An 18,587-nucleotide genomic window follows, 5' to 3' on the forward strand; every position below is an offset into this window, starting at 1 on the left:
CTCGCGATCGGCGGCTTTTCTCATAGTCTGACCTTTGTGTCTGATCTCAACAGAGGCGTGCTCTACGGCGCGAGCGCGTACTTCTTATGGGGTTTCCTCCCGCTCTACTGGCCGCTTTTCAGCCCGCCCGCCAGCGCCTTCGAAGTCCTCCTACATCGGATGATCTGGTCATTGGCCGTGACGCTGGCGGTGCTGCTGGTCCAGCGGAACTGGCGGTGGGTGCGCGAGGTGCTGCGCAGTCCGCGGCGTCTGCTGCTGCTCGCCGCCTCGGCCGTGCTGATCTCCGCGAACTGGGGGTTCTTCATCGTCGCGGTGACCACCGGGCACACCCTGCAGTCCGCGCTCGCCTACTTCGTCAACCCGCTGGTGAGCGTGGCGCTGGGCACGCTCGTCTTCAGGGAGCGGCTACGCGCCCCGCAGTGGGCGGCGGTCGCCCTCGGCGGGCTCGCGGTGGCCGTGCTGACCGTCGACTACGGCTCCCTGCCCTGGCTGGCACTGGCCATGGCCTTCTCCTTCGCCGCCTACGGCGTGCTGAAGAAGTTCGTGCGGCTGGACGGGGTGGAGAGCCTGACCGCCGAGACCGCGATCATGATCCTGCCCGCGCTGGGCGGCGTGCTCGTCACGGAGGCCGCGGGCTCGGGGACCTTCCTCTCCGTCTCCCCCGTCCATTCGCTGCTGCTGGTCGGCAGCGGGGTGGCCACCGCGGTGCCGCTGATGCTGTTCGGCGCGGCGGCCCACCGCATCCCGCTCACCCTGGTCGGGCTGCTGCAGTTCACCGTGCCGGTGATGCACTTCCTGATCGCGTGGCTGGTCTTCGAGGAGGAGCTGTCGACCGGTCGGTGGATCGGGTTCGCCGTGGTGTGGGCGGCGCTCACCGTGTTCGTCGTGGACATGCTCCGCCAGGCCCGCCGGACGCCCCGTCCGGCGTCGGCCCCCGTCTCCGGGTCCACGGCCGAGACCGGCTGAGGCGCGCGGAGGGCGGCCTGTCCGCGGTCACCGCGGACAGGCCGCCCTCCAGCACGTGCCGACGGGCGTCTCAGCGGTTGCGGCGGGACTCCCCCGGGCCCTCGTCCTCCTCGTCGATCTCGATGCGCTCCTTGCGGAGTTCCCCTCTCACCCGCTCGGTTCCGGTGACCTCCTCCTTGGAGATGCGCACCTTCTCCACGGGGACCTCTTCCTTGCCGATCACCGCACGCTCCTCGTGCAGGGTGATCTCCTCCTCCTGCTCCCCGATCCGGCTCGTGCCGGCGCTCCGCTCCTCCCCGGTCACTGGCTCGCGCTCGATGCGCAGCTCCTCCTTGCGGACCGGGACGTCCTGTTCGAACGGCTCGCTCTCCACGGTCTTGCGCACGTGCGCCCGTCCGCTCTCGGTCCGCTCCACGCCTACCCTGGCCTGCTCCTCGGAGCGGGTCATGGACGCTTCTTCCCCCTCGCGGGGCATCGTCCCCGGTTCCTGCGTCCTGGCCTCGTGCTCCGCCGTGCGGCCGCGCTCCTCGGTGGAGACGTCCCCGGCCGCGTCGCGCGGTCCCGGGATCGTCGGCTGCACCCCGTAGTGCCGGTAGAGCTGGGCTTCCTGCTCGGGGGAGAGGTGGCCGCCGGCCTCGAACCGGGGCGAGTCCTTGATCAGGCTCTTGGAGAAGGGAACACGCAGGTCCTGGTCGGTGATCTCAGCCCCGGCCAGCGGGACGAAGCTTTCCTGGTTGCCGAAGAGGCCGGTCTGGACCGTCACCCATGTCGGCTGGTGGGTCTGGTCGTCACGGTAGACCTGTCCGATCTTGCCGACGTTGTTGCCGTCCTGGTCGATCAGCTTGTGCCCGATCAGCTCCTGGATTCCGATCCGGGGTGCCATGCGAATCAACTCCCTTGGTCTCTGCCGCCTCAGCGACTGCTCGCCGCGCTGCCGAACCGGCATCACGGCAGTTCAGGGAGTCGGCTACCCGGACGACCCCGGAGTGACCGCACTATTGCCCGACATATAACCAGAAAAGGGCACGGCATGACCGGCCGGGGAACCGCCGGGATCAGCCGCTGCGCCCCACCACGTAGTCGCAGAGCGCGAGGAAGGCGTCCCTGGCCGGGCAGTCCGGCAGGGTGGCCAGTTCCGCCCGGGCCCGGTCGGCCCAGGAGTCCAGGTCCGCCCGCGCCTGCTCCATGGCCGGGTGGGCGCGCAGCAGGGCCAGCGCCTCCGCGGTCTCGTCGTCGTCCAGCGGACGTCCCAGCAGGGAGCGCAGCCGCGCGTGCTCGGGTTCGGTGCCCCGCAGCGCGTACAGCATCGGCAGGGTCAGCACCCCCTCGCGCAGGTCGGTGCCGGGGGTCTTGCCGGACTGGTCGGTCTCGCTGGCCACGTCCAGGATGTCGTCGGACAGCTGGAAGGCCATGCCCAGCGCGTCACCGGCCCGCGTGACCGTCTCGACCACCTCGGGAGTGGCGTTGCCGAACAGGGCGCCGAAGCGGGCCGAGGAGGCGATCAGCGACGCCGTCTTGTCCGCGATGACAGTGAGGTAGTGCTCCATCGGGTCGACGCCCGCGCGGGGGCCGGCGGTCTCCAGGATCTGCCCGCGCACCAGGCGGCCGAAGGTCTGCGCCTGCAGCCGGACCGCCTCGGTGCCCAGGTCCGCCAGGATCTCCGAGGCCCGCGCGAACACGTAGTCGCCGGTCAGGATCGCGATCGTGTTCCCCCAGCGCCGGTTGGCGCTGGGGCCGCCCCGACGCAGCTCGGCCTCGTCCATCACGTCGTCGTGGTACAGGGTGGCCACGTGGGTCAGCTCGACCACCGCGGCGGCCGGAACGAGGTCGGGGTTGCCCGCCTCGCCGAAACGCGCGGCGAGCAGTACCAGGGTGGCGCGGAACCGCTTCCCCCCGGCCGACAGCAGGTGCGCGGCGGCCTCGTTCAGCAGCGGGTCGCTCTCCGCCACCGTGTCGCGGAGCACCTTCTCGACCTGCTCCAGCTCCGCCTGGACCTCCCGGGCGAGCGCTTCGTCAATACTCGGCAGCGTCAGAAACCCGCTCGGGACAGCACCGCTCACCTGAAGCTCCACCTGTCAGCAGGGCGCGCGATACTCCACGAAGCGAAGTACCGCGCGCTCCCGAAACGAACACAGACTGATTCAGAAGTTATCCGACACCGTCTCAACGGCCAAAGCGGGTATCGGTTTTTCCCTGATCACCGAACGAAGAGTCCGTCGGCGACGGTCCCCTCCGATCCGGCCGCACCGGTCGACTCCGTCGGCGGCTGCGGAACCAGGTGGTCCAGCACCGGGCCGGGGACGATCCCCAGGAGCAGGGTCGCCGCGACCCCGACTCCCACGACGGTTCCGGTGAGGGCCCCCGGCTTGAGCACCCGGGGGGCGCTCTCGGCGGGTTCGGCGAAGAACATCAGCACGATGATGCGCACGTAGAAGAACGCGGTCACCGCGCTGCTGAGCACGCCCACGACCACCAGCGGGGTCGCCCCGGCCGCCACCGCCGCCTCGAACACGGCGAACTTGCCGATGAACCCACTGGTCAGCGGGATACCGGCGAAGGCGAGCAGGAACAGGCCGAGCGAAGCGGCGAGGAACGGGGAGGTGCGCCCCAGTCCTGCCCACTGCGTCAGGTCGCCCGCCTCGGCACCGCCCTCGGCGTTGCGCACCAGGGTGACGATCGCGAACGCGCCCACCGTGGTGAAACCGTAGGCGGCCAGGTAGAACATGGCTCCGGCCAGGCCGTCGGCGCTGGCCGCCACGACCGCGGTCAGGATGAAGCCCGCGTGCACCACCGAGGAGTAGGCCAGCAGCCGCTTGATGTCGCGCTGGGTCACCGCGATCACCGCGGCGAGCACCATGGTGAGGATCGCCACGACCCACAGCATCGGCCGCCACTGCTCCACCGACGCGCCGAAGGCGACGTAGAACACCCGCAGCAGGGCGCCGAAGGCGGCGACCAGGGTGCCGGAGGCCATCAACGCGGTGATCGGAGTGGGAGCCCCCTGGTACACGTCGGGCTTCCAGTTGTGGAAGGGCACCGTGCCCACCTTGAACAGCAGGCCCACACCGATCATCGCGATACCGATGAGCAGCAGCGGCTCGCCGCCGTCGATCAGTCCTCCCGTGCTGCCCGCCTGGTTGACGGCGGCGAAGTTCACCGAGCCCGCGTAGCCGTACACCATGGCGATTCCGAACAGGAAGAACGCCGAGGAGAAAGCGCCCAGCAGGAAGTACTTGAGCGCGGCCTCCTGGGAGAACAGGCGGCGGCGCCGCGCCAGCCCGCACAGCAGGTACAGCGGGAGGCTCATCACCTCCAGGGCGATGAACATGGTGAGGAAGTCGTTGGCGGCGGTGAACAGCTGCATGCCCAGCACCGCGAACATCACCAGCGGGTAGACCTCGGTGTGCTGGGTCCCGGCGAGGATGTGCGCGCGCTCCTCCTCGCTGCCGGGAACCGCGGCGGCCTGCGCGGTGAAGGCGCTCTCCCCGTCCCGGTTCTCGGCGATGAGCAGCAGGCTGGCCAGTGCCAGCACCAGGATGACGCCCTGGAAGAACAGGGCGGGCCGGTCCACCACCACCGTGGCGAAGGCCAGGGTGAGGCCGGCGCCGTCCGCCGGCAGCATCCCCACCTGCAGGACGGTCAGCACGAAGGCCGCGCCGATGCCGAGCAGGGCCAGGACCAGCTGGGTGAGGCGGCGGTGCCGCACGGGCACGAACGCCTCGACGAGCACACCGACGACGCCGACCGCGAAGACCACCAGCAGCGGTGACAGCAGCCCGTAGTCGAGGTCGGGGGCCCGGGTGATGACTGTCGGGGCCTCGGCCTCCGACAGGCTCAGCGGAATCATTCGTCTGCTCCTTCCTGGCCGCCGGCCTGGTCAACACCCACCGCCGGAGCGGGGTCGCTGACGTCGATCTGCTGCATGGTCTGCTCCACCGCGGGGTTGATCACGTCCAGCAGCGGCTGGGGGAAGACCCCGAAGAGGATGATCACGGCGACGAGCGGGCCCACGGCCCACAGTTCGCGACCGGAGAGGTCCGTGACCCCGGCCAGCTTCTCCCGGAGCGGTCCGGTCATGGTGCGCTGGTACATCCACAGGATGTAGAGGGCGGCCAGGACCACGCCGACGGTGGCGATGACCGCGGGCACCGGCAGGACCGTGAAGGTGCCGACGAACACCAGGAACTCGCTGACGAACGGGGAGAGTCCCGGAAGCGCCAGGCTGGACAGTCCGGCCACCAGGAAGGTCCCGGCGAGCACCGGGGCCGTCTTCTGCAGGCCGCCGTAGTCGGCGATCTGCGCGGACCCGTTGTTGCGGGCGATGAGGAAGCCCACGATGAGGAAGAGCGCCCCGGTGGAGAAGCCGTGGTTGACCATGTACAGCGCGGCGCCCGACTGCCCCTGCGAGGTCATCGCGAAGATGCCCAGCGTGATGAAGCCGAAGTGGGACACCGAGGTGTAGGCGATGAGGCGGAGCATGTCGCTCTGCCCGATCGCCACGACCGCGCCGTAGATGATGCTGACCAGGCTGAGCACCACCACCGGCCAGACGAACCACTTGGCGGCCTCGGGGAACAGCTCCAGGCAGTACCGCAGCATGCCGTAGGTGCCGACCTTGTCGAGCACGCCCACCAGCAGCACGGCGGTGCCGGGCCGGGAGCTTCCCGCGGCGGTGGGCAGCCAGGTGTGCACCGGCCACATCGGGGCCTTGATGGCGAAGGCCACGAAGAACCCGAGGAACAGCCAGCGGGCCGCGGTGGTGTCGACCCCGGAGAGCAGCCCCTCGGGGCCGACCAGTTCGCTCCACAGGAAGGTGCCGTTGCCCGCCTGGGCGCTGTAGGCGTACACGCCGATCACCGAGACCAGCATGAGCAGCCCGCCCAGGAGGCTGTAGAGCAGGAACTTCACCGCGGCGCGGCGGCGGTCCTCCCCGCGGCCGTACCGCCCGATCATGAAGTAGACCGGGATCAGCATGGCCTCGAACAGGACGTAGAAGAGGAAGACGTCGGTGGCGGCGAAGACCCCGATCATCATCGCCTCAAGCAGCAGGATGAGGGCGAAGTAGCCCTTGCCGCGGTCCGCGGTCTCCTCCTGCTCCTTCCAGGCCGCCAGCACGACCAGCGGCACGAGCAGCGCGGACAGGACGATCAGGGTCAGCGCGATGCCGTCCACGCCCACCGCGTAGTGCACGCCGAAGCGTGCGATCCACGGGTGGACCTCGGTGAACTGCAGGCGGGCGCCGCCCGGGTCGAAGTTCAGCGCCATCGCGCCGACGACGGCGAGCACGACCAGCGTGCAGGCCAGGGTGACCCGCTTGGCGAGTTCCACCCGCTCGCGTGGGATGAGTGCCACGATCAGCGAGCCCAGGGCGGGCAGCGCGATCGCGAGTGTCAGCCAGGGGATGGTCATTGGTTCAGATCCTCACCTGCTGGTCCGGTGTGCGGCGGTGGGAGACGGTGTGCCTACGCAAAGCTCACTCCCAACGTGGTGACCACGACGACGGCCGCGCCGAAGAGCATGGTCAGCGCGTAGCTGCGGGCGAACCCGGTCTGGACCAGACGCAGGTTCTCCGAGGCTGCGCGGACCGAGCGCGCGACCCCGTTGACGATGCCGTCCACGGCGTGGTCGTCGAAGGCGACGGCGGCCTTGGTGAGCTGCTGGCCGGGCCGCATGAACAGGCCCTCGTTGATGGCGTTGCCGTACAGCTCCTCCCGGGCGGCGACGGTGACGAAGTTGCCCTTGGGCGCCGTGACCGGGACCTCGCCGCGGGCGTAGCGCAGCCACGCGTACGCCACCCCGACGACCATGAGCGCCAGCGCGGCCAGCGAGTACGGGCTGGTCAGCATGTGGACCAGGTCGAACTCGTGCGACGGGGCGCCCACGACGGGGGCGAGGAAGTGGCCGAGGGTGTAGTTGACCACCAGGACCGCGCCCAGCGCCGCCGACCCGACGGCCAGGATGATCATCGGGACCGTCATGGTGGTCGGGGACTCGTGCGGGTGGGCGCCGTCGGCCCAGCGCTTCTCACCGAAGAAGGTGAGGAACATGATCCGCGACATGTAGAAGGCGGTGAGTCCGGCGCCCAGCACGGTGACCCAGCCCAGGATCTGGCCGGTGAGGCCGCCGGAGTCGAAGGCCGCCTGGATGATGCCCTCCTTGGTCCACCAGCCGGACAGGAACGGCACCCCGATGATGGCGAGGTAGCCCACCCCGAAGGTGGCGAAGGTGATCGGCATGGCCGTGCGCAGTCCGCCGTAGCGGCGCATGTCCACCTCGTCGTTCATGGCGTGCATGACCGATCCGGCCCCCAGGAACAGCCCGGCCTTGAAGAAGCCGTGCGTGACCAGGTGGGCGATGGCGGCGGCGTAGCCGATCGGGCCCAGGCCCGCGGCCAGCGTCATGTAGCCGATCTGGCTCATGGTGGAGCCGGCCAGCGCCTTCTTGATGTCGTCCTTGGCGCACCCGATGATCGCTCCGGCGAGCAGGGTGGCCGCGCCGACGATGGTGACCACCAGCTGCGCGGTGGGCGCGGCCTCGAAGATCGGGCCGGACCGCACGATCAGGTAGACACCCGCGGTGACCATGGTGGCGGCGTGGATGAGCGCCGACACCGGGGTGGGGCCCTCCATCGCGTCGAGCAGCCACGCCTGGAGGGGGAGCTGCGCGGACTTGCCGCACGCGCCCAGCAGCAACAGCAGGCCCACGGCGGTCATGACCCCCTGGCCGGCCCCGTCGACCGCGCCGAACACGGGGTGGAAGGCGACCGTGCCGAAGGTCGTGAACAGCAGCATGATCGAGATCAGCAGGCCGATGTCGCCGACCCGGTTGATCAGGAACGCCTTCTTGGCCGCGACCGCCGCCGCCGGCTTGTGCTGCCAGAAGCCGATCAGCAGGTAGGAGGCCAGGCCGACGCCCTCCCAACCGAGGAACAGCACCGCGTAGTTGTCGGCGAGGACCAGCACCAGCATGGCCGCGACGAACAGGTTGAGGTAGGCGAAGAAGCGCCGCCGGTTCTCGTCGTCCGCCATGTAGCCCACCGAGTAGATGTGGATCAGCGATCCCACACCGGTGATGAGCAGTGCGAAGGTGATCGACAGCGGATCGACGAGCAGGCTCAGGCCGATGTCGAAGTCGCCGGCCTGGATCCACTGGTAGACCTGGACCGTGACACTGCGCTCCTCCGGGGCGCGCCCCAGGAGCTGTCCCAGGCTCAGCACCGCCCAGACGAAGCTGGCCAGCGCTGCCGCGATGGCGAGCCAGTGCCCCCAGGCGTTGGTGCGCCTGCCGCCCAGCAGCAGGACGGCCGCGCCCAGCAGGGGGAGGGCGATCATGAGCCAGGCGTAGGAGAGTACGCCGCCGTCGGCCGCGGTGGTGGCCGCGTGCACGTCGGCGGCCAGCGTGGACGTCATCGTCGTCGTGCCCCCGCCCTAGTTCTTGAGCAGGTTGGCGTCGTCGATCGACGCGGACCTGCGGGTTCGGAAGATCTGCATGATGATGGCCAGGCCCACCACGACCTCGGCGGCCGCGACCACCATCACGAAGAAGGCGATGACCTGGCCCTCGATGCCGCCGTGCATCCGGGCAAAGGCGACGAAGGCGAGGTTGCAGGCGTTGAGCATCAGCTCGACGCACATGAACACGATGATCGCGTTGCGCCGCACCAGGACGCCCACGGCGCCGATGGTGAACACGATCGCCGCGAGCACGATGTAGTTCATCGGGTCCACGAGCCCTCGTCCTCCCGTTGTCCGTCACCGTCGGAGTCCTGTGCGTCCGACCGGTCGCCCCGTTCGGGCGCCGCGCCGATCGAGTACCTCATGTCCTCTGGAACACCGCGCTGCTCCTCGGGGTTGCGCGCGGCCAGCACCGGGTTGAGCGAGAGTTTGGAGACCGAGCCGTCGGGCAGCAGCGCCGGCATGTCGATGGCGTTGTGCCGGGCGTAGGTGCCGGGAGCGGGCAGCGGCGCCGGGTGGTCGCCGCGGATGCGGTCCTGCGACATCTGCCGCTGGGTGCGCCGCTTCTTGGTGCGGGCGGCGTGGGCCAGCACCAGGGCGCCGAGGACCGCGGTGATGAGCAGGGCCCCGGTCGCCTCGAAGGCGATGACGTAGCGGTAGATGACCTCGCTGGCGATCCACGGGATGCTGCCGCCCGCGGCGGCGACCCCGGCGGCCAGGCCGACGGGCTCACCCGCCACGATGGCGCCCAGCCCGCTGACCAGCGGAACCAGGAAGCACAGCGCGATGACCGCGGTCAGCAGCCGCTGTCCCCGGATCGTCTCCACCAGGGAGTCGGAGGAGCTGACGCCCACCAGCATGAGGACGAACAGGAAGAGCATCAGCACGGCGCCGGTGTAGACGACGATCTGCACGACCATCAGGAACGGCGCCTCGTTGATCCCGTAGAAGACGGCGAGGCCGATCATCACCACGGCCATCATGACCGCGGAGTAGACGGCCCTGCGGCTGAAGACCACACCGAGCGCGGCGAGTACCACGACGGCGCCCAGGACGTAGAAGGTCGCGGCCTCGCCGCCGCCGATGGCGGCGGCGACGGCCGTTGTCTGAAGCGGGACGGTGTTCACTGAACAGCCTCGCTGTTCTGCTCGTCGGCGCGGGCCGCCGCGGTGTCGTCGCGTCCGAGCCGGTAGTAGTCTTCCTCGGTCTCACCGAGCCGCATGGGGTGCGGCGGCGCCTCCATCCCCTCCAGCAGCGGGGCGAGCAGCTGCTCCTTGGTGTAGATGAGGCTCTCGCGGTTGTCGTCGGCGAGCTCGTACTCGTTGGTCATGGTGAGCGCCCGGGTGGGGCACGCCTCGATGCACAGCCCGCACAGGATGCAGCGCAGGTAGTTGATCTGGTAGACGCGCCCGTAGCGTTCGCCCGGGGAGTAGCGCTCCTCCTCGGTGTTGTCGCCGCCTTCGACGTAGATGGCGTCGGCGGGGCAGGCCCAGGCGCACAGCTCGCAGCCGATGCACTTCTCCAGGCCGTCGGGCCAGCGGTTGAGCTGGTGGCGGCCGTGGAAGCGGGGCATGGTGGGCGCCTTGACCTCGGGGTACTCGACGGTCGGCACCTTCTTGAACATCGTGTGGAAGGTGACGCCGAACCCCTTGACGGGATTGAGCCACTCAAGCACCGGAAACCTCCTCACGCTTGGGGGCCGAGGTCGGCTGGAAACGGGGGTTCTCCGCGGCCACGCTGCTGCCGTAGTGCGGAGCGGTCATGGGCGGCACGGGGAAGCCCCCGTACATCGGGTTCTCGCGGCGGGCCCGCAGTTCGGCCTCGTGTTCGGCCGCCTCCTGTGCCCTGGCCCGGGCCGCGGCACGGCCCCAGGCCCACAGTCCGACGAAGATCAGCAGGCCGAACGTGACGATGACGGCCGCGGTGACGTAGCCGGGGTAGTTCTCGTTGTTGAGCACCCGGATGACGGCGACCGCGGTGATCCAGACCAGCTGCACGGGGATGAGGATCTTCCAGCCGAGCTGCATGAGCTGGTCGTAGCGGACCCGGGGCAGGGAGCCGCGCGCCCAGATGAACAGGAACATCACGCAGACGAACTTGATGAGCCACCACAGCGCGGGCCACCAGCCCTCGTTGGCGCCCGGCCAGAAGGCGGTGATCGGCGGCGGGGCGAGGTAGCCGCCGAGGAACAGCGTGACGCTCATCGCCGCGACGGTGACCATGTTGACGTACTCGGCGAGGAAGAACATGGTGAACTTCATCGAGGAGTACTCGGTCATGAACCCGCCGACGAGTTCGCCCTCGCCCTCGGCGAGGTCGAAGGGCAGCCGGTTGGTCTCACCGATCATCGTGATCAGGTAGATCACGAAGGACGGGAACAGGATGACCGCGAACCAGACGCTCTGCTGGGCCTCGACGATCCCCGAGGTGCTGAGCGTGCCCGCGTAGATGAAGACCGCCACGAAGGACAGCCCCATCGCGATCTCGTAGCTGATCACCTGGGCCGACGCGCGCAGACCACCCAGCAGGGGGTACGGCGAGCGCGAGGACCACCCGGCGAGCACGATGCCGTAGACGCCGATGGAGGCGGTGGCCAGCACCAGCAGGACCGCCACCGGCAGGTCGGTGAGCTGCAGTCGGGTCTGCACGCCGAACATGGTGACCTCGGGGCCCACCGGGATCACCGAGAAGGCGATGAAGGCCGGGATCGCGGCGATCATCGGCGCCGCGATGTAGACGGCCCTGTCGACGGTGCGCGGGATGAGGTCTTCCTTGAGCGACAGCTTCACGCCGTCGGCCAGGGACTGCAGCAGGCCCCACGGGCCGAACCGGTTGGGGCCGTGGCGCTGCTGCATGCGGCCCATGACCTTGCGGTCGGCCATGATCATCATCAGCACGCACAGCATGAGGAAGACGAACACGGCCAGGGCCTTGATCAGGATGATCCACCAGGGATCGGTGCCGAAGGCGTCCAGCCCCGGTTCGGCGTTCAGAGCCGCCGCGCTGACGGTCGTCGGTGTCACTTCTCACTCCCAGCACTCGTCGCGGTCTCGACGGGCGTGCCGTCGTCCACGGCCAGGGACACCACGGTCCCCGTGCTCGCGCCGAGGTCGCGTCGGACGGCGCAGCCCGCCGCGTTGGTCGGCAGCCACACCACGCGGTCCGGCATCTCGGTGACGGCGGCCGGGACGCGCACCGCTCCGGCCGGGCCCTCGACCCGCAGCGTCTGGCCGTCGGCGAGGCCGATCTCGGCGGCGGTGGCGGCCGAGAGGCGGGCGACGGCGGGGCGGGCGGTCCCGGCCAGGTGGGGTTCGCCGTCCTGCATCCGTCCCCGGCCGAGCAGCTGGTCCCAGGTGGCCAGGACCGCCTGGCCGGCCTCGGGGACGGGGGCCTCGGCGGGGCGGGCCACCGGGGTGGGCAGCGGGGTTCCCCGCCAGGCGCCCAGTTCGGCGAGTTCGCGGCGGGCGGCGGCCGCGTCGGGCAGTCCCAGGTGGACGTCCATCTCGTCGGCGATCGCCGCCAGCACCCGCAGGTCGGACATGGCCCCGGGCACCTTCAGCGCGGTGCCGAAGGGACGGCCCCGGCCCTCCCAGTCGACGAACGTGCCGGACTTCTCGGCGACGGCGGCTACCGGGAACACCACGTCGGCCCGGTCGGTGACGTTGCTGGCCCGCAGCTCCAGGCTGACGATGAACGGCACCTTCGCCAGCGCGGCCCGCGCCGCCTGTGGGTCGGGCAGGTCGTCCAGGTCGACACCCGCGACGACCAGGGCGTCGAGCTGTCCGGCCGCGGCCGCGGCGAGGATGCCCGCGGTGTCGCGGCCCTCGGCGGCGGGCAGGTCCGCGACCGACCAGGCCCGGGCGACCTCGGCGCGCGCCACCGCGTCGGTGACCGGTCGGCCCACCGGCAGCAGGTTCGGCAGCGCTCCGGCCTCGATGGCGCCCCGGTCTCCGGCGCGGCGCGGCACCCAGGCCAGGCGGGCCCCGGTGGTGTCGGCGAGGTGGGCCGCGGCCGACAGGGCCCCGGGGGCCTCGGCGAGGCGTTCCCCGACCAGGATGACCGCGCCCGGGTCGCGCAGCGCCTCCAGCGCCTCGGGGGCGACGGTGCCCAGCGAGGCCAGGGCGCTCGCCTCACCGCCGGGGACGGTGGGGATCAGGGTCCCGTCGGTCTTGGCCAGGCCCCGGCTGGTGTAGGGCGCGACGGAGAACACCCGGGTGCCGTTCCTGCGGACGGCCTTGCGCAGCCGCAGGAAGACGATGGGCGACTCGTCCTCCGGTTCGAATCCGGCGAGCAGGACCGCGGGCGCCTTCTCCAGGTCGCTGTAGGAGACCTCGATGCCGTGTCCGGCGACCCGGGCGGCGAGGAACTCGGCCTCCTCCGCGGAGTGGGGGCGGGCGCGGAAGTCGATGTCGTTGGTGCGCAGCGCGATCCTGGCGAACTTGGCGTAGGCGTAGGCGTCCTCCAGGGTGAGCCGGCCGCCGGTGAGCACGCCCACCCGGCCGCGGGCGGCGGCCAGGCCGCGGGCCGCGACGGACAGCGCCTCGGGCCAGGAGGCGACCTCCAGGGCGCGGCTGTCCTCGTCGCGCACCAGCGGGTGCCTGAGCCGGTCGGGCTGGGTGGCGTAGGTGAACGCCCACCGGCCCTTGTCGCAGTTCCACTCCTCGTTGACCTGCGGGTCGTCGCCGGCCAGCCGCCGGGTGACCTTGCCTCGCCGGTGGTCGGTGCGCTGCGCGCAGCCGGAGGCGCAGTGTTCGCAGACGCTGGGCGTGGACACCAGGTCGAAGGGGCGGGAGCGGAACCGGTAGGCGGCTCCGGTGAGCGCGCCGACCGGGCAGATCTGCACGGTGTTGCCGGAGAAGTAGGACTGGAAGGGCTGCCCCTCGGCGATGCCCACCTGCTCCTGGGCACCGCGTTCCATCAGTTCGATGAACGGGTCGCCGGCGATCTGCGCGGAGAAGCGGGTGCAGCGGGCGCACTGGATGCAGCGCTCCCGGTCCAGCAGCACCTGCGTGGACAGCGGGATCGGCTTGGGGAAGGTCCGCTTGACGTCGACGAAGCGGCTCTCGCCCTGCCCGTGCGACATCGCCTGGTTCTGCAGCGGGCACTCGCCGCCCTTGTCGCAGACCGGGCAGTCCAGCGGGTGGTTGACGAGCAGGAACTCCATGATGCCGCGCTGGGCCTTCTCCGCCACCGGCGAGGTCAGCTGGGTCTTGACGACCATGCCGTCCATGACGGTGATGGTGCAGGAGGCCTGTGGCTTGGGCATGCCGCGCCCGTTGCCCATGTCGGGGATCTCCACCAGGCACTGGCGGCAGGCGCCGACCGGGTCGAGCAGCGGGTGGTCGCAGAACCGCGGGATCTGGATGCCGAGCAGCTCGGCCGCGCGGATCAGCAGGGTGCCCTTGGGGACCTGGATCTCGAATCCGTCGATGGTGACGGTGACGAGGTCCTCCGGCGGCACCGCGGGGGACCCGCCCGCGGAGGTGTTGGTCGTGACTGTCATCAGGCGTCCTCTTCCACGGACTCGTTCGCCCAGCGAGTGGTGCGCTGATACGGGAACAGCTCCCACGCGGGGGTGTGGGTGCCCGCGATGAACTCCTCCCGGAAGTACTTGATCGCCGAGGTCACCGGGCTGGTCGCACCGTCCCCGAGCGCGCAGAAGGAGCGCCCGAGCAGGTTGTCGCAGATGTCGAGCAGCGTGTCGACGTCCTCCTGGGTGCCCTTTCCGGCCTCGATGCGGCGCAGCACCTGGACCATCCAGGAGTTGCCCTCGCGGCACGGCGTGCACTTGCCGCAGGACTCGTGCGCGTAGAACTCGATCCAGCCGCGCACCACGCGGACCACGGAGGTGGTCTCGTCGAAGATCTGCAGGGCCCGGGTACCCAGCATGGACCCGGCCGAGCCGACGGACTCGAAGTCCAGCGGGATGTCCAGGTGCTCCTCGGTGAAGATCGGGGTGGAGGAGCCCCCGGGGGTCCAGAACTTGAGCCGGTGTCCGTTGCGGATGCCGCCGGCCATGTCGAGCAGTTCGCGCAGCGTCACCCCGAGCGGGGCCTCGTACTGTCCGGGCTTCTCGACGTGGCCGGACAGGGAGAAGAAGCCGAATCCGGCGGACTTCTCGGTGCCCATGGAGCTGAACCAGTCGGCGCCGTTGGCGACGATGCTGGGCACACTGGCGATGGACTCGACGTTGTTGACCACGGTCGGCGAGGCGTACAGGCCCGCCACGGCGGGGAACGGCGGCTTGAGGCGGGGCTGGCCCCGGTAGCCCTCCAGGGAGTCCAGCAGGGCGGTCTCCTCGCCGCAGATGTAGGCGCCCGCCCCGGCGTGCACGACCACGTCGAGGTCGAAGCCGCTGCCCAGGATGTCCTTGCCGAGCAGTCCGGCCTCGTAGGCCTCGGCGACGGCGTGCCGCAGCCGCCGGATGACGTGCAGGACCTCGCCGCGCACGTAGATGAAGGCCTGGTTGCTGTTGATCGCGTAGGAGGCGATCGCGACGCCCTCGATCAGCACGTGCGGGTTGGCCAGCATCAGCGGGATGTCCTTGCAGGTGCCGGGCTCGGACTCGTCGGCGTTGACGACGAGGTAGCGCGGCTTGGGGTTGTCCTTGGGCAGGAAGCCCCACTTCATCCCGGTGGGGAAGCCCGCGCCGCCGCGGCCGCGCAGCCCGGACGCCTTGACGAGGTCGACGATGGCGTCGGGCTGCATGGTCAGGGCCTTGCGCAGGGCTTCGTACCCGCCGCCGTCCCGGTAGGCGGCGAGGGTGAAGGAGTCGGCGCGGTCCCAGTTGCGGGACAGCACCGGGGTCAGCGTGGTCACTTGGTCCCCTCCTCGTCGGCCGGGGCGGCCGAGGCCGCCGGGTCGGGTGCCTGCCAGCCGCGTTCGCGGGCCAGCCGGAGTCCGGCCAGGGAGGCTTCTCCGGCCTGCGGGCCCTCGGCGGCGCGGCCGTCGTCGAATCCGGCCAGCACCCGGGAGGCCTGCTTCCAGGTGCACAGGCGGTCGGGGCCGCGGGTCGGCTTGACGTCCTTGCCCAGGCGCAGGTCGTCGACGAGCTTCTTGGCCGACTCGGGGGTCTGGTTGTCGAAGAACTCCCAGTTGACCATGACCACCGGAGCGAAGTCGCAGGCGGCGTTGCACTCCAGGTGCTCCAGGGAGATCTTGCCGTCCTCGGTGGTCTCGTCGTTCTCCACGCCCAGGTGCTCCTTGAGCGTGGCGAAGATCTCGTCGCCGCCCATCACCGCGCACAGCGGGTTGGTGCACACGCCCACGTGGTACTCGCCGACGGGGCGGCGCTTGTACATCGTGTAGAACGTGGCCACCGCGGTGACCTCGGCGGCGGTGAGGCCGAGCTGGTCGGCGCAGAAGGCGATGCCGTCGTTGCTGACGTAGCCCTCCTCCGACTGCACCAGGTGCAGCAGCGGCAGCAGCGCCGAGCGCGCCTTGGGGTAGCGGGAGATGATCTCCTTGGCGTCCAGCTCAAGGCGGGCGCGGTTCTCCCCGGTGAAGACGCCGGGGTTGTCGGGAGTCTGGGGCGTACTCATCGGTCGACGCCTCCCATCACGGGGTCGATGCTGGCCACGGCGGCGACGACGTCGGCGACGGTGCCGCCCTCGCACATGGCCGCCACGGCCTGGAGGTTGGTGAACGAGGGGTCCCGGAAGTGCACCCGGTAGGGGCGGGGGCCGCCGTCGCTGACCGCGTGGCAGCCGAGTTCGCCCTTGGCGCTCTCCACCGCCGCGTACGCCTGGCCCGGGGGCACCCGGAAGCCTTCGGTGACGAGCTTGAAGTGGTGGATGAGGGCTTCCATGGAACCGCCGCCGCCCATGATGTGGGCGATGTGGGAGGGCGCGTTGCCCAGGCCGTCGGGGCCGAGGGCGAGCTGGGCGGGCCAGCCGATCTTGGCGTCCTCGATCATCACCGGGCCCGGCTTGAGCTTGTCCAGGCACTGTTCGATGATCTTGAGGCTCTCCTCGATCTCGGCCATGCGCACCCGGTAGCGGGCGTAGACGTCGGCTCCGTCGGAGACCGGGACGTCGAACTCGTAGTTCTCGTAGCCGCAGTAGGGCTTGGCCTTGCGCAGGTCCCAGGGCAGGCCGGCGGCGCGCAGGATCGGTCCGGTGACGCCCAGCGCCAGGCATCCGGTGACGTCGAGGTAGGCGACGTCACGGGTGCGCGCCAGGTAGACGGGGTTGGCGTCGAGGAGCTTGCGCAGGTCCGTCAGCCGCTTGGGCATCTCGGTGAGCAGTTCGCGTACCTTCCCGACGGTGCCCGGGGGAAGGTCCTGGGCCACGCCGCCGGGGCGGACGTAGGCGTGGTTCATGCGCAGGCCGGTGACCATCTCGAAGATGTCCAGGACCATCTCGCGTTCCCGGAACCCGCTGGTCATGACCGTCGTCGCGCCCAGCTCCATGCCGAACGTGGCCATCGCGACGAAGTGCGAGGAGATCCGGTTGAGCTCCATCATCATCACGCGGATGACGTTGGCGCGCTCGGGGATGCGGTCGGTGATGCCGAGCAGTTTCTCGACGGCCAGGCAGTAGGCGGTCTCGTTGAACAGCGGCGTGAGGTAGTCCATGCGGGTCACGAACGTGGTGCCCTGCGTCCACGTCCGGTACTCCATGTTCTTCTCGATGCCGGTGTGCAGGTAGCCGATACCGACCCGGGCCTCGGTGACGGTCTCGCCGTCGAGGGTGAGGATGAGCCGGAGCACCCCGTGCGTGGAGGGGTGCTGGGGGCCCATGTTGACGACGAGACGGTCGGGCTGGCCCTCCCGGGCCGCGGCGACCACCTCGTCCCAGTCGCCTCCGGAGGCGTCGACGTAGGTCTCGGTTGGAGTGGTCATGCGTACGACCTCCGCTGGTCCGGCGGGGGGATCGTGGCCCCGCGGTACTCGACCGGAATTCCGCCCAGCGGGTAGTCCTTGCGCTGGGGGTGGCCGTGCCAGTCGTCGGGCATCTGGATACGGGTGAGGGCGGGGTGGCCGTCGAAGACGATTCCGAAGAAGTCCCAGGCCTCCCGCTCGTGCCAGTTGTTGGTGGGGTAGACGCCCACGATCGAGGGGATGTGCGGATCGGCGTCGGGGCAGGTCACCTCAAGCCGGATCTCGCGGTTGTGCGTGATGGAGCGCAGCTCGTAGACGGCGTGCAGCTCGTTGCCGGTGTCGTCGGGGTAGTGGACGCCGTTGACCCCCAGGCACAGTTCGAAGCGGAGCGCCGGGTCGTCGCGCAGCCGGGAGGCCACCTCGACCAGGTGCTCGCGCTGGACGTGGAAGGTGATCTCGCCGCGGTCCACGACGACGCGCTTGATCGCGGTGTCGTAGGACGTCCCGACCTCCTTGAGGGAGCGTTCCAGCGCGTCGGCGACCTCGTCGAAGTAGGCGGTGCGCGGGTCGTCGGGGTCGCTGTAGGGGCGCTCGGACGCGGTGGGCGCGGGACGGTAGACGCGCAGCCCTCCGTAGCCGGAGGTGTCTCCCGAGGTCCTGGCGCCGAACATGCCCGTGCGGGCGATCGGCGCGTTGAGGCGCTGCTGCCCCTGCTCCGCGGGGAGATTGTCCTTTTCTGGTAGGTTAGGCTTACCTTGGTGCTCGTTGGAGGTCATCGGGCGGCTTCCTCCGTCTGCTGGATCAGCGGCAGCGCCCGCAGGCGCCGCTGCTCCAGTTCCTCGATCTCACGGTCGCGGTGCACGCCGAGCTTGGTGTTCTGGACCTTGTCGTGCAGCTTGAGGATGGCGTCCAGCAGCATCTCGGGGCGCGGCGGACAACCGGGGAGGTAGATGTCCACCGGAACGATGTGGTCGACGCCCTGGACGATGGCGTAGTTGTTGAACATGCCGCCGCTGGACGCGCACACGCCCATGGCGATGACCCACTTGGGCTCCGCCATCTGGTCGTAGATCGTGCGCAGGACCGGAGCCATCTTCTGGCTCACGCGTCCGGCCACGATCATCAGGTCGGCCTGGCGCGGCGTGGCCGAGAAGCGCTCCATGCCGAAGCGTGCGATGTCGTAACGCGGGCCGCCGACCGCCATCATCTCGATGGCGCAGCAGGCCAGACCGAAGGTCGCGGGCCACATGGAGGTCTTGCGGACGAAACCGACGATCTGTTCGACCGTGGTGAGCAGGACTCCACTGGGCAGCTTCTCTTCGAGACCCATCAGGCGAACCCCCTTT

The 18,587-nt window shown here is 70.1% G+C and carries 16 protein-coding genes; 1 reads left to right on the forward strand and 15 read right to left on the reverse strand.

Annotated features, from left to right (window positions below):
• Window positions 1-36: 36 nt before the first annotated feature.
• Window positions 37-966: an EamA family transporter RarD gene (gene rarD / locus FOF52_RS13900; RefSeq protein WP_425265491.1), complete on the forward strand. Its 930-nt coding sequence runs from the start codon at window positions 37-39 to the stop codon at window positions 964-966.
• Window positions 967-1,036: 70 nt separating this feature from the next.
• Here rarD and FOF52_RS13905 read toward each other — a convergent pair whose 3' ends face one another.
• The 15 genes from FOF52_RS13905 to FOF52_RS13975 form a co-directional block, all read right to left on the reverse strand.
• A complete protein-coding gene (locus FOF52_RS13905) occupies window positions 1,037-1,849 on the reverse strand; it encodes a PRC and DUF2382 domain-containing protein (RefSeq protein ID WP_248590378.1) in 813 nt (270 codons plus the stop codon).
• Window positions 1,850-2,021: 172 nt separating this feature from the next.
• Window positions 2,022-3,026 carry a polyprenyl synthetase family protein gene (locus FOF52_RS13910; protein ID WP_248590379.1) on the reverse strand — a complete coding sequence of 335 codons (1,005 nt, stop codon included), beginning with the start codon at window positions 3,024-3,026 and terminating at the stop codon, window positions 2,022-2,024.
• A gap of 137 nt (window positions 3,027-3,163) precedes the next feature.
• The gene (gene nuoN / locus FOF52_RS13915; RefSeq protein ID WP_248590380.1) at window positions 3,164-4,813 is read right to left on the reverse strand and encodes an NADH-quinone oxidoreductase subunit NuoN; all 1,650 of its coding nucleotides are present in this window, start codon (window positions 4,811-4,813) and stop codon (window positions 3,164-3,166) included.
• Window positions 4,810-6,375 carry an NADH-quinone oxidoreductase subunit M gene (locus tag FOF52_RS13920; RefSeq protein ID WP_248590381.1) on the reverse strand — a complete coding sequence of 522 codons (1,566 nt, stop codon included), beginning with the start codon at window positions 6,373-6,375 and terminating at the stop codon, window positions 4,810-4,812. The genes nuoN and FOF52_RS13920 overlap by 4 nt, the downstream gene beginning before the upstream one ends.
• A gap of 53 nt (window positions 6,376-6,428) precedes the next feature.
• Entirely contained in the window at window positions 6,429-8,375 is a 1,947-nt protein-coding gene (nuoL, locus tag FOF52_RS13925) for an NADH-quinone oxidoreductase subunit L (protein WP_248590382.1), read from the reverse strand.
• An 18-nt stretch (window positions 8,376-8,393) separates the two neighbouring features.
• Window positions 8,394-8,693: an NADH-quinone oxidoreductase subunit NuoK gene (gene nuoK / locus FOF52_RS13930; RefSeq protein ID WP_016189259.1), complete on the reverse strand. Its 300-nt coding sequence runs from the start codon at window positions 8,691-8,693 to the stop codon at window positions 8,394-8,396.
• Window positions 8,681-9,547, reverse strand: coding sequence for an NADH-quinone oxidoreductase subunit J (locus tag FOF52_RS13935; RefSeq protein ID WP_248590383.1), 867 nt, complete (start codon window positions 9,545-9,547; stop codon window positions 8,681-8,683). The genes nuoK and FOF52_RS13935 overlap by 13 nt, the downstream gene beginning before the upstream one ends.
• Entirely contained in the window at window positions 9,544-10,095 is a 552-nt protein-coding gene (nuoI, locus tag FOF52_RS13940) for an NADH-quinone oxidoreductase subunit NuoI (RefSeq protein WP_248590384.1), read from the reverse strand. Before nuoI ends, FOF52_RS13935 begins: the two co-directional genes overlap by 4 nt.
• On the reverse strand, window positions 10,088-11,443 hold the full coding sequence (gene nuoH / locus FOF52_RS13945; RefSeq protein ID WP_248590385.1) for an NADH-quinone oxidoreductase subunit NuoH: 1,356 nt from the start codon (window positions 11,441-11,443) through the stop codon (window positions 10,088-10,090). The genes nuoI and nuoH overlap by 8 nt, the downstream gene beginning before the upstream one ends.
• Window positions 11,440-13,923, reverse strand: coding sequence for an NADH-quinone oxidoreductase subunit G (locus FOF52_RS13950; protein WP_248590386.1), 2,484 nt, complete (start codon window positions 13,921-13,923; stop codon window positions 11,440-11,442). The genes nuoH and FOF52_RS13950 overlap by 4 nt, the downstream gene beginning before the upstream one ends.
• Window positions 13,923-15,239 (reverse strand): NADH-quinone oxidoreductase subunit NuoF, encoded by a 1,317-nt coding sequence (nuoF, locus tag FOF52_RS13955; protein ID WP_248590387.1) that lies wholly within the window; start codon window positions 15,237-15,239, stop codon window positions 13,923-13,925. Before nuoF ends, FOF52_RS13950 begins: the two co-directional genes overlap by 1 nt.
• A complete protein-coding gene (gene nuoE / locus FOF52_RS13960; protein WP_248590388.1) occupies window positions 15,236-15,961 on the reverse strand; it encodes an NADH-quinone oxidoreductase subunit NuoE in 726 nt (241 codons plus the stop codon). The genes nuoF and nuoE overlap by 4 nt, the downstream gene beginning before the upstream one ends.
• Entirely contained in the window at window positions 15,958-17,262 is a 1,305-nt protein-coding gene (locus FOF52_RS13965) for an NADH-quinone oxidoreductase subunit D (protein WP_248590389.1), read from the reverse strand. Before FOF52_RS13965 ends, nuoE begins: the two co-directional genes overlap by 4 nt.
• On the reverse strand, window positions 17,259-18,017 hold the full coding sequence (locus FOF52_RS13970; protein WP_248590390.1) for an NADH-quinone oxidoreductase subunit C: 759 nt from the start codon (window positions 18,015-18,017) through the stop codon (window positions 17,259-17,261). The genes FOF52_RS13965 and FOF52_RS13970 overlap by 4 nt, the downstream gene beginning before the upstream one ends.
• Window positions 18,014-18,571, reverse strand: a complete 558-nt coding sequence (locus FOF52_RS13975) for a NuoB/complex I 20 kDa subunit family protein (protein ID WP_248590391.1) — start codon at window positions 18,569-18,571, stop codon at window positions 18,014-18,016. Before FOF52_RS13975 ends, FOF52_RS13970 begins: the two co-directional genes overlap by 4 nt.
• Between the last annotated feature and the right edge of the window lie 16 nt (window positions 18,572-18,587).

It is taken from the genome of Thermobifida alba, assembly GCF_023208015.1.
In the GTDB taxonomy this organism is placed as follows: domain Bacteria; phylum Actinomycetota; class Actinomycetes; order Streptosporangiales; family Streptosporangiaceae; genus Thermobifida; species Thermobifida alba.

What these genes read in the sequence shown, in the direction of transcription:
- nuoL (WP_248590382.1), bottom strand. Translation starts at nt 8,375, where the DNA reads ATGACGTCCACGCTGGCCGCCGACGTGCACGCGGCCACCACCGCGGCC.
- FOF52_RS13950 (WP_248590386.1), bottom strand. Translation starts at nt 13,923, where the DNA reads ATGACAGTCACGACCAACACCTCCGCGGGCGGGTCCCCCGCGGTGCCG.
- nuoE (WP_248590388.1), bottom strand. Translation starts at nt 15,961, where the DNA reads ATGAGTACGCCCCAGACTCCCGACAACCCCGGCGTCTTCACCGGGGAG.
- FOF52_RS13905 (WP_248590378.1), bottom strand. Translation starts at nt 1,849, where the DNA reads ATGGCACCCCGGATCGGAATCCAGGAGCTGATCGGGCACAAGCTGATC.
- FOF52_RS13970 (WP_248590390.1), bottom strand. Translation starts at nt 18,017, where the DNA reads ATGACCTCCAACGAGCACCAAGGTAAGCCTAACCTACCAGAAAAGGAC.
- nuoN (WP_248590380.1), bottom strand. Translation starts at nt 4,813, where the DNA reads ATGATTCCGCTGAGCCTGTCGGAGGCCGAGGCCCCGACAGTCATCACC.
- FOF52_RS13920 (WP_248590381.1), bottom strand. Translation starts at nt 6,375, where the DNA reads ATGACCATCCCCTGGCTGACACTCGCGATCGCGCTGCCCGCCCTGGGC.
- FOF52_RS13975 (WP_248590391.1), bottom strand. Translation starts at nt 18,571, where the DNA reads ATGGGTCTCGAAGAGAAGCTGCCCAGTGGAGTCCTGCTCACCACGGTC.
- FOF52_RS13965 (WP_248590389.1), bottom strand. Translation starts at nt 17,262, where the DNA reads ATGACCACTCCAACCGAGACCTACGTCGACGCCTCCGGAGGCGACTGG.